This window comes from Acidovorax sp. Root568 (assembly GCF_001427445.1).
GTDB classification, from domain to species: Bacteria; Pseudomonadota; Gammaproteobacteria; order Burkholderiales; family Burkholderiaceae_C; genus Acidovorax; species Acidovorax delafieldii.
Genome location: NZ_LMGP01000016.1, coordinates 328,480 through 343,690 on the forward strand (window position 1 = coordinate 328,480; position 15,211 = coordinate 343,690).

At 65.9% G+C, this 15,211-nt stretch carries 13 protein-coding genes; 6 read left to right on the forward strand and 7 right to left on the reverse strand.

The genetic code is table 11. The features are described from left to right. Positions 1–8: 8 nt before the first annotated feature. Complete coding sequence (locus ASD75_RS16055) at positions 9–650, forward strand: hemolysin III family protein (protein WP_056746942.1); 642 nt, start codon at positions 9–11, stop codon at positions 648–650. A 207-nt stretch (positions 651–857) separates the two neighbouring features. Continuing rightward, positions 858–1,334 carry an HU family DNA-binding protein gene (locus ASD75_RS16060; protein ID WP_056066465.1) on the forward strand — a complete coding sequence of 159 codons (477 nt, stop codon included), beginning with the start codon at positions 858–860 and terminating at the stop codon, positions 1,332–1,334. Positions 1,335–1,455: 121 nt separating this feature from the next. Here the strand turns inward: ASD75_RS16060 and ASD75_RS16065 are convergent, their stop codons facing one another. The 3 genes from ASD75_RS16065 to ASD75_RS16075 are packed head-to-tail and all read right to left on the reverse strand — an operon-like array spanning position 1,456 to position 5,272. Further along, entirely contained in the window at positions 1,456–3,255 is a 1,800-nt protein-coding gene (locus tag ASD75_RS16065) for a feruloyl-CoA synthase (protein WP_056746943.1), read from the reverse strand. Positions 3,256–3,303: 48 nt separating this feature from the next. Further along, positions 3,304–4,269 (reverse strand): 3-hydroxyacyl-CoA dehydrogenase NAD-binding domain-containing protein, encoded by a 966-nt coding sequence (locus tag ASD75_RS16070; protein ID WP_056746944.1) that lies wholly within the window; start codon positions 4,267–4,269, stop codon positions 3,304–3,306. A 10-nt stretch (positions 4,270–4,279) separates the two neighbouring features. Next, on the reverse strand, positions 4,280–5,272 hold the full coding sequence (locus tag ASD75_RS16075) for a Bug family tripartite tricarboxylate transporter substrate binding protein (RefSeq protein WP_056746992.1): 993 nt from the start codon (positions 5,270–5,272) through the stop codon (positions 4,280–4,282). A 138-nt stretch (positions 5,273–5,410) separates the two neighbouring features. Between ASD75_RS16075 and ASD75_RS16080 the strand changes: the two genes are divergently transcribed. Next, a complete protein-coding gene (locus ASD75_RS16080; protein WP_056746945.1) occupies positions 5,411–6,103 on the forward strand; it encodes a Crp/Fnr family transcriptional regulator in 693 nt (230 codons plus the stop codon). A 60-nt stretch (positions 6,104–6,163) separates the two neighbouring features. Here ASD75_RS16080 and ASD75_RS16085 read toward each other — a convergent pair whose 3' ends face one another. From ASD75_RS16085 to ASD75_RS16100, 4 genes are read right to left on the reverse strand one after another with little or no spacing between them, the layout of a single operon-like run. Continuing rightward, positions 6,164–6,994 (reverse strand): alpha/beta fold hydrolase, encoded by an 831-nt coding sequence (locus ASD75_RS16085; RefSeq protein ID WP_056746946.1) that lies wholly within the window; start codon positions 6,992–6,994, stop codon positions 6,164–6,166. Next, a complete protein-coding gene (locus ASD75_RS16090) occupies positions 6,991–8,544 on the reverse strand; it encodes a benzoate-CoA ligase family protein (protein WP_056746947.1) in 1,554 nt (517 codons plus the stop codon). The genes ASD75_RS16085 and ASD75_RS16090 overlap by 4 nt, the downstream gene beginning before the upstream one ends. Before the next feature lie 50 nt (positions 8,545–8,594). Beyond that, positions 8,595–10,145 (reverse strand): 3,4-dehydroadipyl-CoA semialdehyde dehydrogenase, encoded by a 1,551-nt coding sequence (locus tag ASD75_RS16095; RefSeq protein WP_056746948.1) that lies wholly within the window; start codon positions 10,143–10,145, stop codon positions 8,595–8,597. 54 nt (positions 10,146–10,199) lie between these two features. After that, the gene (locus tag ASD75_RS16100; RefSeq protein ID WP_056746949.1) at positions 10,200–10,667 is read right to left on the reverse strand and encodes a DUF4863 family protein; all 468 of its coding nucleotides are present in this window, start codon (positions 10,665–10,667) and stop codon (positions 10,200–10,202) included. Positions 10,668–10,858: 191 nt separating this feature from the next. On the opposite strand from ASD75_RS16100, the gene ASD75_RS16105 reads away from it, so the two are divergent. The 3 genes from ASD75_RS16105 to boxB all read left to right on the forward strand — a co-directional run bounded on the left by ASD75_RS16105 (position 10,859) and on the right by boxB (position 15,208). Then, positions 10,859–11,800: a helix-turn-helix transcriptional regulator gene (locus ASD75_RS16105; RefSeq protein ID WP_056746950.1), complete on the forward strand. Its 942-nt coding sequence runs from the start codon at positions 10,859–10,861 to the stop codon at positions 11,798–11,800. 268 nt (positions 11,801–12,068) lie between these two features. After that, positions 12,069–13,739: a 2,3-epoxybenzoyl-CoA dihydrolase gene (boxC, locus tag ASD75_RS16110; RefSeq protein ID WP_056746951.1), complete on the forward strand. Its 1,671-nt coding sequence runs from the start codon at positions 12,069–12,071 to the stop codon at positions 13,737–13,739. A gap of 41 nt (positions 13,740–13,780) precedes the next feature. Continuing rightward, positions 13,781–15,208: a benzoyl-CoA 2,3-epoxidase subunit BoxB gene (gene boxB, locus ASD75_RS16115; protein WP_056746952.1), complete on the forward strand. Its 1,428-nt coding sequence runs from the start codon at positions 13,781–13,783 to the stop codon at positions 15,206–15,208. Positions 15,209–15,211: the final 3 nt, after the last annotated feature.

A 15,211-nucleotide genomic window follows, 5' to 3' on the forward strand; every position in this document is an offset into this window, starting at 1 on the left:
AGATCGCCATGAGCGACCGGCCGCAGGACCTGCACGAAGAGGTGGCCAACAGTGCGCTGCACGGTGCTGCGCTGGTGGGCGCCTGCCTTGCCGTGCCACAACTGCTGCAATCAGCGCCCGCCGCGCATCCCGCAGTCATAGGGGGTGTGCTGGTGTTTGTGGCCACCATGGCGCTGCTGTATGGCGCGTCCACCCTGTACCACGCGCTGCCGCCGGGGCGGGCCAAGCAATGGGCGCTGCGGCTGGACCATGCGGCGATCCACCTGTTCATTGCGGGCAGCTTCACCCCGTTTGCGTTGAGTGCGCCGGGCCACACGCACCATGTCACCGCCCTGGCCCTCGTCTGGCTCGCGGCCCTGGCGGGCTGCTGGCTGCAGCTGCGCACAAGGCGCACGGCGCCCTGGCTGTCCACGGCCTTGTATGTGGCGATGGGCTGGGTGGCGCTGCTGGCGGCCTTGCCCCTGATGGCCCATGTGCCCGCCGTGAGTGCGGCCTGGCTGGTCATCGGCGGTGCCGCGTACACGGCCGGTGTGGTGTTTTTTGTGATGGACGCCGTGGTGCGCTACGCCCACGCCGTGTGGCATGGCTGTGTCATCGCAGGCACGGGCTGTCACGTGATCGCGGTGCTGGGCCTGCAGACTGCAGCTTAGCCACGCAGGCAACAACGGGGCGCAAAGCGCGCTCGTGCAACGACCTCGCGGGCCCTGCGCAAACAGTTGGCACAGCACCCATGCGACGGCTGCAAACACCTGCGGCACGCAGGCCCTATCGCGTCTGGCGTTATCGCACCTAAAATCACGCAGGTCCTCGCCCGCAGAGGCAGGGCCCATCGTCATTCCAATCAACGAAAAAACATCATGGCAACTGCAAAGAAAACTCCCGCTCCCGCAAAGAAGGTGGCCGTCAAGGCCGCAGCACCCGCCGCCAAGAAGGCAGCACCTGCAGCCAAAAAGGCGGCTCCAGCCGCCAAGAAAGCAGCCGCTCCCGCCGCCAAGCCCGTGGCCGCTGCTGCCGCCCTGAAGCCCATCAAGGCTGCGTTCAACAAGACCACACTGGTCGCCCATCTGGCCGAACAGTCGGGTGTGGAGCCCAAGGCCGCCAAGGCCGTGCTGGCTGCGCTGGAAGCCGCCATCCTGGGCTCGGTGCACAAGAAGGGCTCTGGCGAGTTCACGCTGCCTGGCGTGCTCAAGATCGGCCTGCAGCAAGTGCCTGCCAAGAAAAAGCGTTTTGGCAAGGACCCGTTCACGGGTGAAGAGCGCTGGTTCCCCGCCAAGCCTGCTTCGGTCAAGATCAAGACCCGCGCCCTGAAGAAGCTCAAGGACGCAACCGCCTGATGCACCCAGCGCCGCAAGGCGCCTGCTTCAGCACCAGGGGCCGCGAGGCCCCTTTTTCTTTTGGCGGAACCCGCAAGGGTGCGCGACGACGCCTCCCCTACACGCCCTGGGCCCCGCGCAATCAGGCCCTGATGACCCATGGCGCTGCAGGGTGGGCGTACAACGCCTGCACCGCCGCCGCGCGGCGTGACAGCACCGCCCCCTGGTTGATGTAGCCCTTGTCAGTGATCTCCCCGGCGTCTGCATCAGGCGCCATGTCCATCACCATGGCCCGTGTGGGGCATTGCGAAGACCCAGCGCCCGCATCCCGGCGCGCGCGCATCACGGCCTGCAATGCCTGCTCCAGCCGCTCAGCGTCGGCCGCACCGGCCGCAGACGGAAACACCAGCATGCCCACCTCATCGCGGTCATGCCCGGTGAGCACGATGTCCTGGACCAGCGGCGCCAGTTGCGACACCAGCTCCACCCGCAACGTGCCCACCGACACCCAGCTGCCGCTGGACAGCTTGAAATCCTCCGCCACGCGCCCGTTGAAGACCACGCCTTTGTCTGGCTGCTCCGCGTCCACCAGATAGCCCGCGTCGCCGATGCGGTAGAACCCCTCGTGATCGAACGCGGCCGCCGTTTCGCGCGGCGCATTGCGGTAGCCTGCAAACACCGACACGCCACGAACCCGCATCTCCAGCTTGCTGCCGTTGGGCACCAGCTTCAGCTCCAGCCCTGGCAAGGGTGCACCAATACAGCCCGCGCCTTCAAGGTGCCAGTGCGCGGTGGTGACGGCCGGCGCTGTCTCTGTGGATCCCCACGACGTCGTGAGCCACAGCGGCTGGGCGGGGCGCACGCGCCGCGCAACGGCCTGCAGGCGCTGCCAGGTCGATGGAGCCAGCGCCGCCGCCGCATAGAAGGCCAGCCGCATGCGCGCCAGCACGTCGGCGGCCAGGCCGTCGTCGGCTTCCAGAAACGGCAGCAGCATGTCAAAGCCCCGGGGCACATTGAACAGCATGGTGGGCTGCACCTCGCGCAGGTTGCGCACCGTCTTGTCGATGAGCCCCGGCACCGGCCGCCCCTCGTCGATGTAGAGCGTGCCGCCGTGGCACAGCACCATGTTGAGGTTGTGGTTGCCGCCAAAGGTATGGCTCCAGGGCAACCAGTCCACCAGCACTGGCTTTTCGTGCTCCAGAAAGCGCCACGCCTGGGCCATCATCTGCTGGTTGGCGCAGAGCATGCGGTGGGTGTTGATGACCACCTTGGGCCGACCGGTGGAGCCGGAGGTGAGCAGGTATTTGGCATGGTCATCGGGCAGCAGCGCCTGCATGGCCTGCTGCACCTGGGGCGTTTCCTGCCCGGCAAGCAGATGCTCCCAAGGCAGCGCCCCCGGACACGCGGAGGCGTTGCGGCTGTACACCCGCACGGCATCGCAGTCCCAGCCTTGCAGGGCTGCCGCATAGACGCTGGCATCGGACGCATAGACCAGGCTGGGCTCCAGCACCGACAGCATGCCGTGCAGGCGGCTGGGGTCCTGGGAGCGCGCATACGCGCTCGACAGCGAACAGGGGGTGATGCCCACATGCATGGCCGCGAGCATGAGGACCGCATGGTCCACCGCGTTGTCGGACAGGATGGCAATCGGCCGCCCGGCGGGTAACCGCAGGTCCAGCAGCGACTGGGCCACGGCGCCCACCTGGCGGCGCAGTTGGGCATAGGTCAGGCTGCGCCAGCCCTCTGCGCTGTCGCTCCGCTCGGCCAGTGCCAGGGCATCAGGCGTCTCTTTAGCCCAGCGTTCCAGCCATTCCCCCACACAGCGGGCATAGGGTTGCAGCGCCATGGGAGAGCGCAGCGTGAAAGAACCATCGTCAAATTGGGTGCGCACAGCGCGCGCCGGGGCAATCTGGCGCTCGTCATCAAGAAAGTCTGGGTACATGGTGGGTTCTCGGGAGCGATGGAGGTTCAAACACTGAGGCGCGATGCCTCAGGCATCGAGATCGGGATCAGGTTGGCCGAGCAGCCCAGACGCCTGCTTGGCGCGCAACAGCTCGATGAGCAAGGCATCCCGCGCACGGGCCAGATCGCTGGCCTGCCTGTCACCCATCGCCTGCGCCACACCTTCGGCCACCCGGCGCTGCAAGGCTTCGGTCATGGACGGCGTGCCCAGGTCCTGCCACCAGCTTTCGATGGGACCGCCCAGGTGGGCCAGCAGGTGGGCTATGCCACCTTCGCCACCCGACAGGTGCAGGTTCATGAACGGCCCCATCAGCGCCCACCGCAAGCCGGGACCCTGGGAGATGGCTGTGTCGATGTCTTCCACAGTGGCTACGCCCTGGTCCACCAGATGAAAGGCCTCGCGCCAGAGCGCCGCCTGCAGGCGGTTGGCAATGTGCCCCTTGATCTCACGCCGCACGTGGATGGGACGCTTGCCAATGCGGGTGTAGAACGCCATGGCATCGGCCACCGCCTGGGGCGTGGTGCGCTCGCCGCCGCCCACTTCGACCAGCGGGATCATGTGCGGCGGATTGAACGGGTGGCCCAGCACCACGCGCCCGGGATGTGCGCAATCCTTCTGCATGTCCGTCACCGCCAGCCCCGAAGAACTGGAGGCCAGCACCACATGCGCCGGGGTCGCTGCATCCATGCGGCGGAACAGGTCCACCTTGAAGTCGAGCCGCTCGGGTCCGTTCTCTTGCACAAAATCGGCCTGCGCCAGAGCATCTTCCAGCCGCACATGAAAGTGCAGTCGCTCCTGGCTTGCCCCCGAGGCCAGCCCCTGCTGCGCCAGCGCCACCCAATGCGCGGCGACGGCGTCCCGCAGTCGCTGCTCGGCCCCTGGCGACGGGTCGGTGGCATGCACGTCCAAACCCCGTGCCAGAAAGTACGCGGCCCAGCTCGCGCCAATGGTGCCGGTGGCCACCACAGCCACGCGCTTCACGGTGTGTGCCATGGGGAACCTTTCAGGACTCTGCCGTGAAGCCGACCTTCTTCACCAGCGGGCCCCAGCGCTCATATTCGGCCTGTTGCGAGGCCAGCATCTCCGCAGGCGTAGAGCCCTTCGCGATGAGCCCCACCACGGCCAGGCTGTCCATGACGGCCTTGTCCTTGATCGCTGCGTTGATGGCGGCATTGGCGGCAGACACCACGGCTGCTGGCGTGCGGGCCGGGGCGTAAAAGCCAAACCATTCCTCGGTCGTGAGTTCTGGAAAGCCCTGCTCTGCAAACGTGGCGACCTCGGGCGAAAACGGCGACCGCGCCTGACCCGAGGTGGCGATCAGCCGCAGCTTGCCCGCCTTGTGGTTGGGAATGAAGTCTCCGCTGGGCGTGACCATCGACGCGATCTGCCCGCCCACCACATCGGTGACGCCCGGGATGGAACCGCGGTACGGCACATGCTTGAGGTCCACGCCGTTGTTCAAGCCCAGCAGCGCACCGATGAAGTGTGGCGTGGAGCCCGCTGCGGGTGAGCCGTAGTTCGCCTGCCCGGGGTTGGCCTTGGCCCAGGCCAGAAAGTCCTTCACCGTCTTGACGGAGGCAGGCACCAGCGGCCCCACAGCCAGACCATGGTGCATGACGGCACCGATGGACACTGGCACAAAGTCCTTGGCCGGGTCGTAGCTCAGGCGGCTGTAAATGTGCGGGTAGATGGACGTGCACGAAAACGGCGACAGCGTGAGCACGCTGCCATCGGCGGGCGCACCCTTGAGCGACTCCAGCGCGATGCGGCCGCCCGCGCCGGGCTTGTTTTCCACCACCGCGGGGTTGCGGGTGTAGGGCGATCCCGCCAGCTTCTCGCCCACCCTGCGCGCCACGCTGTCGCCCGCGCTGCCTGCGGGAAAGCCGTAAAAGATCTTGATCTGGTCGATGGTCTGCGCCCAGGCGGCCAGCGGCGACAAGGCCCCCAGCGCAGAGGCGCAACCGACGTGGTGCATGAACTGGCGGCGGGTGTGCATCATCATGTGTCTCCTGTGGATGGAGCCGTCATTATTTTTTGACGCCCTTGCACATTCAGTCATCGCGATGACATTTGGACTCAGGGAATACGCGCACGCGCCTGTACATCACACAGTGGCGCAGGAGACACTCTCACCATGTTGGTCAAACTGGCGCCCCCTACCCTCACCGATCTGCTGCTGCACTCTGCCTGGTTCCCGGCCCTGGACAGCGCCGCCCAGCAGCGGGTGATGGACGATGTGCGCGAGGTCGAAGTGCCCCAGGGCGGCGAGCTGTGCCGGCGCGGCCATACCCCGGTGCACTGGTACGGCGCCATCGAGGGGCTGCTGAAGTGGACCGTGACCTCGGGGGATGGCCGCTCGGTCACGCTCGGCGGACTGTCGGCGGGAAGCTGGTTTGGCGAGGGCACCTTGCTGCGCGGCACGCCCCGCACGGCCGACGTGATCGCACTGCGCCCCAGCCGCGTTGCGCTGGTGCCGATGGAGACTTTTGAATGGCTGCACGCCACACAGCGCAGCTTTGACCACTTTCTGCTGCGCCAGATCAACGAACGCATGCACTGGTTTCTGGGCAACTTTACGGCCCACCATTTGCTCGATACCGACAGCCAGGTGGCCCGCGCGCTGGCAGGCCTGTTCCACCCCTGGCTGCACCCGGGCAGCGACACGCACCTGCAGGTGTCGCAGGAAGAAATTGCCAATCTCTCGGGCGTATCACGCCAGCGCTGCAACGCGGCGTTGAAGCGGCTGCAGGCCGCTGGCCTGCTGGAGATCGAATACGGCGGCATCACCGTGACCGACCTGGAAGGCCTGCGGCGCCAGGTGGAATAGCCCCTTTTTTTGGGCGTCGCTGGGTGCATGGGCTACCGCCCGCTACTGCACCATCTGCCGCTATGTGGGCGAGTGGTGCGCTTGGATGAAGGCAACCGCAGCGGCCGTCACCGCACCAGGCTGGTCACGGTGCGGAGAGTGCGCGCAGTCCGGCAATTCCAGCAGCCGGGTGCCTGGCACCCGCTGGGCAATGCCCCGGATCTGGGCCAGGGTGCCGTACTCGTCATCACAGCCCTGGATGGCCAGCACGGGGGCGCGGATCAGGGCGACCTCCGGCTCGATGTTCCACTCACGGAACGCCGGGTCCAGCCAGACGCGGTTCCAGCCCCAGAAGGCCGAATCCCCATCATCGTGGTAACGCGCCAGCTTGTGGCGCAGATCAGTCTGTTCGTAAGCGTCCCGCGCGCGTTCGATGTTTTGCACTGTCACGTCTTCCACAAAGAGGTGCGGCGCCATCACCACCAGCCCTTGCACACGCATCGGCCAGCGTGCAGCCAGCAACAGGGCAATCGATGCGCCATCGCTGTGGCCGAAGAGCCAGGCGGCTTCCTGCACTCCCAGTGCATCGAGGAATGCGGGCACCACCTCGTGTGCCTGCTGGTGCATGAAGTCCACGCCCCACAACTCGTCCGCGCGCCGGGGTGTGGACCGGCCATAAGCAGGACGAGAGAACACCAGCCCCCGAAACCCACCCGCATCGCACAGCTGGCGCGGGAAGTCCTTCCACATCGCCACGGAGCCGAGGCCCTCATGCAGGAACACCACCAAGGGGGCAGTGCTGCGCTCGGGGGCTATCCACTGGTACTCGATATGAACCGTGCGGTTGCGCCAGCGCACTGGCACATGCTCAGTGCGCCCCCCGGGGCTGGGAGCAACGCCGTTGGCACTCACGCCCGCTGCTCCCGTTCACGCAGCCGAAAGCGCTGGATCTTGCCGGTGGCCGTCTTGGGCAGCTCGGGCAAGAATTCGATCAGACGCGGGTACTTGTAGGGCGCCAGGCGTTCCTTCACAAAGGCCTTGAGTTCATCGGGTGTGACCGCCTGCCCATCTTTGAGCACCACAAACGCCTTGGTCTTGGTCAGGCCGTCGGCGTCCTGCGTGCCGACCACGGCCGCCTCCAGCACGGAGGTGTGCTGCATCAGCGTGGCCTCCACCTCGAAGGGGGACACGTAAATGCCGCTGACCTTGAGCATGTCGTCGCTGCGCCCGGCGTAGGTGTAGTAACCCTCGGCATCGCGCACATATTTGTCGCCGCTTTTGGTCCACGCGCCCTGGAAGGTCTCGCGGGTCTTGGCGCGGTTGTTCCAGTACATCAGCGCTGCACTGGGGCCCTGGATGTAGAGGTCGCCAATCTCGCCCTGCGCCACCTCGCTGCCGTCTTCGCCGCGCAGGGATATCTCGTAGCCCGGCACCGGTTTGCCCGTGGTGCCGTAGCGCACATCGCCAGGGCGGTTGGACAGGAAGATGTGCAGCATCTCTGTCGAGCCAATGCCATCGATGATGTCGCAACCGAAATGGTCCTTGAAGCGCTGTGCGATCTCGGCCGGCAGCGCCTCGCCAGCAGACGAGCACATGCGCAGCGCCACCGCACTCTGGGAAGGCAGGCGAGGCGAGGCCAGCATGCCGGCAAAACCGGTGGGCGCCCCAAAGAACACCGTGGGCTGGTGGCGCGTCCAGCGCTCGAACGTGGCGTCTGGCGTGGGTCGCTCGGCCATCAGCACCACTGTGGCGCCCACTGACAAAGGGAAGGTCAGGCTGTTGCCCAGCCCATACGCAAAGTAGAGCTTGGCAGCCGAAAAGCACACATCCTTGTCGGTCAGGCCCAGCACCGCCTTGCCATACAGCTCGGCCGTCCACCACAGGCTGCCCTGCGTGTGCACCGTGCCCTTGGGCTTGCCCGTGGAGCCCGAGGAATAAAGCCAGAACCCAGGCTCGTCCGGGCCGGTGCGGGCGGGCGCAGTCAGCGCGGAGGTGCTGGCGATGGCGGCCTGCATGTCCACCGCCCCTGCAGCCAAAGTGCCCTGCGGCTGCGACACCGCGCAAGCACGCACCTCATGGTGGGGTGCCAGGGCCAGCGCCTCGTTCAGCACCGGCAGCAATGCGCCGGAGACCAGTGCCGCCTGCGCCCGGCAGTGCGTCAGCATGTAGGCGTAGTCGTCGGGCTTGAGCAGGGTATTGACCGCCACCGGCACCACGCCCGCGTACAGGCACCCCAGAAACGCCACCGGCCAATCGCTGGTGTCCAGCATCAGCAGCAGCACGCGCTCCTCGCGCCGCACGCCAGTGTTGGCCAGCACCGCCGCCAGCCGCCGAGCGCGGTCTTCCAGCGCGCTGTAGCTCAGGGTCCCCCGGTCATCGATGTAGGCGATGCGGTCACCCCGCGTGCGGTTGAGAGCAAACAGATGCTCTGCAAAATTGAACTGTTCCGGAAGGCTGTTCATGGGGTGTCTCCGTCGCGATGGTGTTGTCGTTTGGGGGTGGGGCTGAGGGGTCAGCAGCCCAGCGCCGCGAGCACTTCTGGGCTGGCCTGCACCGCACTGCGCTGGTGGTAGAAGTCCAGCGCCCGCAAGCCGCCCAGCTCGGCACCACCACCAGCCCGGCCGGGCCCGCCATGCAGCGACATAGGCATGACATTGCCGTGGCCCGTGTGCGCAGTGGCCACTGCCGGCGTCACCACATGCACACGGCCATTGCTCGCAGCCAGCGCAATGGCGGCCTGGGCCAGGGCCTTGTCGTCGGAGCCATAGAGCGAGGTCACCAGCGAGCCCTGGCCACGCTGCGCAAGGGCCAGCGCATGGGGCAGGTCGTTGTAGGGCAGCAAGGTGGCCACCGGTCCAAACACCTCCACGTCATGAACGATGGAGGCCTTGTCGGCATCGCGCGCGCCCAGCAGCACCGGGCCGACGCAGGCGGCCACTGCAGGGTCGGCATCGACCAGCGGCCGCGTTCGGCCGTCATACACAACGTCGGTATGGCCCCCCAGGGCGGCAATGCCTGTCTGCACCCCATCGAACTGCGCGCGGCTGACCAGCGAACCCATGCGCACTTCCGGGTTGCGGGGGTTGCCCACCACCACGCGGGCCAGCTGGGCGCTGACCGCCTCTGCCACCGCAGCGTACGACGCAGCGGGGACCAGGATGCGGCGGATCGCGGTGCACTTCTGGCCTGACTTGACGGTCATCTCACGGACGACTTCGCGCACCAGCAGGTCAAAGGCCGAACTGCCCGGCGCCGCGTCGGGCATCAACAGCGCGGCATTGAGGCTGTCCGCCTCGATGTTGGCGCGCACCGAACGCTGCGCCACCGCTGGATGCGCGCGGACAACGCCCGCCGTCTCGGCAGAGCCGGTGAACGACACCACATCAAAGGGTTGCAGCGCGTCCATCAAACCCGCCGAGCTTCCCGCGATGATCGACAGTGCACCGGCGGGCAACACCCCTGCGTTCACCACGTCCTGCACCATGCGCTGGGCCAGCCACGCCGTGGATGTGCCGGGCTTGACGATGACCGGCATGCCCGACAGCAAGGCGGGCGCAGCTTTTTCCCACAGCCCCCAGGCGGGAAAGTTGAACGCGTTGATGCACAGCGCCACCCCTGGCCTCGGCACCTGCAGGTGCTGCGACTGAAAGACCGGTTCCTTGCCCAGCCTGACCGCGTCCCCGTCACGCAGCACGCGCACATCGCCCAGCGCATCACCCCATTTGGCATATTGGCCGAGCGTGAAGATGCCGCCGTCGATGTCCACCGCAGAGTCCGTCTTGACGGTGCCGGAATTGGCGGTGGCGATGTCGTAGTAGCTGTCGCGGTGCGCCTGCAGCACCTTGGCGACCGCGCCGAGCATGGCGGCCCGCTCGCGATAGGTGGCAGCGCGTAGCGCAGCTCCCCCCTGTTCGCGGGCAAACGCAAAGGCCTCGGGCAGATTCAACCCCTTGGCGTCCACCCGCACCAGGGCGGTGCCCAGCACAGGATCGCGCAGCTCAGTGCCGGGCCCTGTTCCGTGTTGCCAGCGGCCGGCAACGTGGTTGGCGAGCAATTCAGTCATGCAGTCAATCTTTCAGAGCAAGAAAGTCAATAGGGAGCAGCGCTGGCGCCAGCCCTAGCGGGTGAACTGGATCTGCCCCTCGGGCAACAGGTACAAAACCAGCGCCCTGCCGCGCGCCACCGTAGGATGGTGGGCACTGCCGGGCGGGTAGACGCACCAGCCGGCAGGGTGGCCGTCAAACAACGCCTCCCCCTCCAGTGGCATGATCAAATCGATTTCGCCCTGCGGGTGGGTGTGGTGGGGGCCAGCAATGTTTTGCATGTCCACCACGTCCACAGAAAACCGGTGCAAGGCATCTTCGGGCTTGAACACACGGCCATAGCGGATGCCGCCGCCTTCGCGTTCACACAGCCAGCCTTCACGTGCGCCCTGAATGCACGCCTCCCGCAAGCGCTGGTAGGTCGCACTGGTGGGGCCGTGCGCGGTGTTCAGCCATTGCGCCAGAGCGGCATCCAGGGGTTTGCCAGCGAGCTGGGCGGTCAGATCAACCAAGGCTTCGTGAAACGCAGTTTTGTCGGACATGGGCAGTGGGTGCAGCTAGAGTCGGGGCCCAATCTGCACCGTTTTTGATCCACCGCCTTGCGCGCATCCAAAACATGCAGTATTTTGCCAATTGATGAACCATAGTTACCTCAAAGATCCATGTCAAGCACTATAGTGCATGAATGGCGTTTTCCCTGAGAAGATCAGGGCGCTCCATGAAAAGGATGGGTATGAATGAAACAGAAACGGCGGGGCTGCTCGCACCCGCCTCAGCGCAGGAGGGTGCGCAGTCATCGGCCGAGGAGCCCAAGAACCCTCTTCTGGTGTCGCTGGGCGAGCGCGTTCGCAATCTGCGTGCACAGCGGGGCCTGACCCGCAAGGCGGTAGCGGTGGCCGCCGACGTATCGGAGCGCCACCTGGCCAACCTGGAGTACGGCACGGGCAACGCCTCCATCCTGGTGCTGCAGCAGGTGGCCCATGCGCTACACTGCTCGCTGGCGGAGCTCGTGGGCGATTTCACAACGCAATCGCCCGAATGGCTGCTGATCCGCGAACTGCTGGAACACCGCAGCGAGCCCGAACTGCGGCGTGCCCGCCTGGCGTTGCACGAGCTGCTGAGTGGGGGGCACAACGACGCAGCAAGGCACCGCCGCATTGCGCTGGTGGGTCTGCGGGGGGCGGGCAAATCCACCCTGGGGCCGCTGCTGGCGCGCGAGCTGGATGTTCCCTTCATTGAACTGAGCCGCGCCATCGAGGCCCTCGCCGGGTGCAGCGTGCGCGAAATCCACGACCTGTACGGCACCACCGCCTACCGCCGCTACGAGCGCAGGGCGCTGGAAGAGACCATCCAAATCCACAGCGAGGTGGTCATTGCCACGCCGGGTGGCATTGTGTCGGACCCCGCCACTTTCAACGAACTGCTGGCCCACTGCACCACGGTGTGGTTACGGGCCGCGCCCGAGGAACACATGGGGCGTGTGGTGGCACAGGGCGACATGCGCCCGATGGCCGCCAGCAAGGAGGCCATGGACGACCTCAAGCGCATCCTGGACGGGCGCGCTGCTTTCTATTCCAAGGCCGAAATCACGGTGGATACCTCCGGCCAGACCCCCGAGCAGAGCCTGCAGACCTTGAGTGCCAGCGTGCGCAAGGCCATGGCCCGCGTGGCGTAAAAACCTGCACCCGGTCTGGATGGCTGCAGCCCGGACATCGGCGCCGCAGCACCCACGCCCATCCCGGCACAGCACAGCGCCCGCCACCACCGCGGCCTGTGCAGCTCGCCCCTCCCAATCGCCCCCTGCGCAGCCCTCAGCAGCGCTGCCCGTCTACCCGAATGCCATCGGCAAAAAAATGCATTGACATACCAAGAAACATGCATGATGATGCACATCAACAACTGCGCACAAGCACTATATTGCATTAATTCTCCACGGAGACCTCATGGCAGACCTCACCCACGTTCCCGAACGCGTTGACTACCGCACTGATCCCACGCAGTACCGCCACTGGACCTTGTCGGTCGAGGGTGCCATTGCGCGGCTGTCCCTTGACATTGCGGAGGACGGCGGGATCCGTCCTGGCTACAAGCTCAAGCTCAACAGCTACGACCTGGGGGTGGACATTGAGCTGCATGACGCGCTCAACCGCATCCGCTTCGAGCACCCCAACGTGCGCAGCGTCATCGTCACCAGTGGCAAGGACCGTATCTTTTGCTCGGGCGCCAACATCTTCATGCTGGGTGTGTCCAGCCATGCCTGGAAGGTCAACTTCTGCAAGTTCACCAACGAGACGCGCAACGGCATTGAAGACTCCTCCAAACACTCGGGCCTCAAGTTCATTGCGGCAGTGAATGGCGCCTGCGCAGGCGGCGGCTATGAGCTGGCACTGGCGTGCGATGAAATCATCCTGGTCGATGACCGGTCGTCTGCCGTGTCGCTGCCCGAAGTGCCTTTGCTGGGCGTGTTGCCCGGCACCGGTGGGCTGACACGTGTCACGGACAAGCGCCACGTGCGGCACGATCTGGCCGACATCTTCTGCACCAGCGTGGAGGGTGTGCGTGGCCAGCGCGCGGTGGACTGGCGGCTGGTGGACCGTATCGCCAAGCCCGCACAATTTGCCGCCACGGTGCAAGAGCGCGCCGCCGCCCATGCACAGACCAGCACCCGCCCCAGCGGAGCACAAGGCATTGCCCTGCCACGCGTGGAACGGCAGGACCATGCCGACGGCATGCGCTACCAGCACGTGACGGTGGACATCGACCGCGCACGGCGCACGGCCACGCTGTGTATCCGTGCCCCCGAGGGAGCGCAGCCCGCAGACACGGCAGCCATTGAAGCAGCGGGCGCCGCCTGGTGGCCACTGGCACTGGCCCGCGAGCTGGACGACGCCATCCTGAACCTGCGCACCAACGAACTGGACATTGGCACCTGGCTGCTGAAGACCGAAGGGGATGCGCGGGCGGTGCTGGCCAGCGATGCCATCTTGCTCGCGCATCAGGACCACTGGCTGGTGCGCGAGACCATCGGTGCGCTGCGACGCACGTTTGCCCGTCTGGATGTGTCCTCACGCAGCCTCTTCGCGCTGATCGAGACGGGATCGGCTTTTGCCGGCACCCTCGCAGAACTGGCCTTAGCGGCAGACCGCACCTACATGCTGGCGCTGCCCGACGCGCCAGAGCAGGCCCCAACGCTCACCCTGAACGCATTCAACTTTGGCCTGCTGCCCATGGTGAATGACCAAAGCCGCTTGCAGCGCCGCTTCTATGAAGAGGCGGCCCCGCTGGAAGCGGTCCGCGCTGCCGCGGGCCGGCCGCTGGACGCAGACAGCGCACTGGCGTTGGGCTTGGTCACGGCAGCCCCCGACGACATCGACTGGGCCGACGAAATCCGTATCGCCATTGAAGAACGCGCCGCCATGTCGCCCGATGCGCTGACCGGCCTGGAGGCCAACCTGCGCTTTGCCAGCAGGGAGAACATGAACACCCGCATCTTCGGGCGCCTGACCGCGTGGCAGAACTGGATCTTCAACCGCCCCAACGCCGTGGGCGAGAAGGGTGCGCTCAAGGTTTACGGCACCGGCCAGAAGGCCGGGTTTGACCAGACGCGCGTCTGACCCCCTGCCCTGCATTCGATTTCCATCCAGAGGAGCACCCCATGAGCAGCATCAACTACAGCGAGAAGATTCCCAACAACGTGAACCTGGGCGAAGACCGCACGTTGCAGCGCGCGCTAGAAGGCTGGCAGCCCAACTTCATCAACTGGTGGGACGACGTGGGTCCCGAGGGCTCCACCAACCATGAGGTCTATCTGCGTACCGCCGTGAGCGTGGACCCGAACGGCTGGGCCCAGTTCGGCCACGTGAAGATGCGCGACTACCGCTGGGGCATCTTTTTGAACCCAGGCGACAGCAACCGCGAGATCCACTTTGGCGACCACAAGGGCGAAAAAGCCTGGCAGGACGTGCCCGGCGAGCACCGCGCCAATCTGCGCCGCATCATCGTGACCCAGGGCGACACGGAGCCTGCCTCGGTCGAGCAGCAGCGCCACCTGGGCCTGACAGCGCCCAGCATGTACGACCTGCGCAACCTGTTCCAGATCAATGTGGAAGAGGGCCGCCACCTGTGGGCCATGGTGTACCTGCTGCACAAGCACTTCGGCCGCGACGGCCGCGAGGAGGCCGAAGCGCTGCTGCAGCGCCAGTCCGGCGACGAGAACAACCCGCGCATCCTGGGCGCGTTCAATGAAAAGACGCCGGATTGGCTGGCGTTTTTCATGTTCACCTACTTCACTGACCGTGACGGCAAGTTCCAGCTCTCGGCCCTGGCAGAGAGCGCTTTTGACCCGCTGGCGCGCACCACCAAGTTCATGCTGACCGAAGAGGCCCACCACATGTTTGTGGGCGAAAGCGGCATCTCGCGTGTGCTGTCGCGCACCGCACAGGTGATGAACGACCTCAAGACCGACGACCCTGCCAAGGTGCGTGCTGCTGGCGCCATCGACCTGCCCACCGTCCAGCGCTACCTCAACTTCCACTACAGCGTGACCATCGACCTGTTCGGCGCCGACCAGTCGAGCAACGCCGCCACGTTCTACAGCTCGGGCCTCAAGGGTCGCTACGAAGAAGGAAAACGCACGGACGATCATGTGCTCAAGGGCCAGACGTACAAGGTGCTGGAGGTCAAGGACGGACAGCTGCTGGAAAAAGAAGTGCCCATGCTCAACGCGCTGAACGAAGTGCTGCGCGACGACTTCATCAAGGACTCCATGGCGGGCGTGGGCCGTTGGAACAAGGTGCTGGAGAAGGCGGGCGTCCCCACCCGCCTGGTGGTCCCCCACAAGGCCTTCAATCGCCAGATCGGCGCGCTGGCGGGCATCAAGATGTCGCCCGACGGCCGCGTGGTGAGCGAGGCAGAATGGACCGCACGCAAGGCCGAATGGCTGCCCACGCCCGAAGACTTCGCGTTTGTGGCGTCGTTGATGGGCCGTGTGGTCGAGCCGGGCAAGTTCGCCGGCTGGATCGCGCCCCCCGTCATGGGCATCAACCGCCAGCCGGTGGATTTTGAGTACGTGCGTTTTAATTGATCG

Coding starts and splice junctions, on each gene's coding strand:
- ASD75_RS16090 (WP_056746947.1), bottom strand. CDS start 8,544: ATGAACAGCCTTCCGGAACAGTTCAATTTTGCAGAGCATCTGTTTGCT.
- ASD75_RS16105 (WP_056746950.1), top strand. CDS start 10,859: ATGAATGAAACAGAAACGGCGGGGCTGCTCGCACCCGCCTCAGCGCAG.
- ASD75_RS16060 (WP_056066465.1), top strand. CDS start 858: ATGGCAACTGCAAAGAAAACTCCCGCTCCCGCAAAGAAGGTGGCCGTC.
- ASD75_RS16065 (WP_056746943.1), bottom strand. CDS start 3,255: ATGTACCCAGACTTTCTTGATGACGAGCGCCAGATTGCCCCGGCGCGC.
- boxC (WP_056746951.1), top strand. CDS start 12,069: ATGGCAGACCTCACCCACGTTCCCGAACGCGTTGACTACCGCACTGAT.
- ASD75_RS16080 (WP_056746945.1), top strand. CDS start 5,411: ATGTTGGTCAAACTGGCGCCCCCTACCCTCACCGATCTGCTGCTGCAC.
- ASD75_RS16095 (WP_056746948.1), bottom strand. CDS start 10,145: ATGACTGAATTGCTCGCCAACCACGTTGCCGGCCGCTGGCAACACGGA.
- ASD75_RS16100 (WP_056746949.1), bottom strand. CDS start 10,667: ATGTCCGACAAAACTGCGTTTCACGAAGCCTTGGTTGATCTGACCGCC.
- ASD75_RS16075 (WP_056746992.1), bottom strand. CDS start 5,272: ATGCACACCCGCCGCCAGTTCATGCACCACGTCGGTTGCGCCTCTGCG.
- boxB (WP_056746952.1), top strand. CDS start 13,781: ATGAGCAGCATCAACTACAGCGAGAAGATTCCCAACAACGTGAACCTG.
- ASD75_RS16055 (WP_056746942.1), top strand. CDS start 9: ATGAGCGACCGGCCGCAGGACCTGCACGAAGAGGTGGCCAACAGTGCG.
- ASD75_RS16070 (WP_056746944.1), bottom strand. CDS start 4,269: ATGGCACACACCGTGAAGCGCGTGGCTGTGGTGGCCACCGGCACCATT.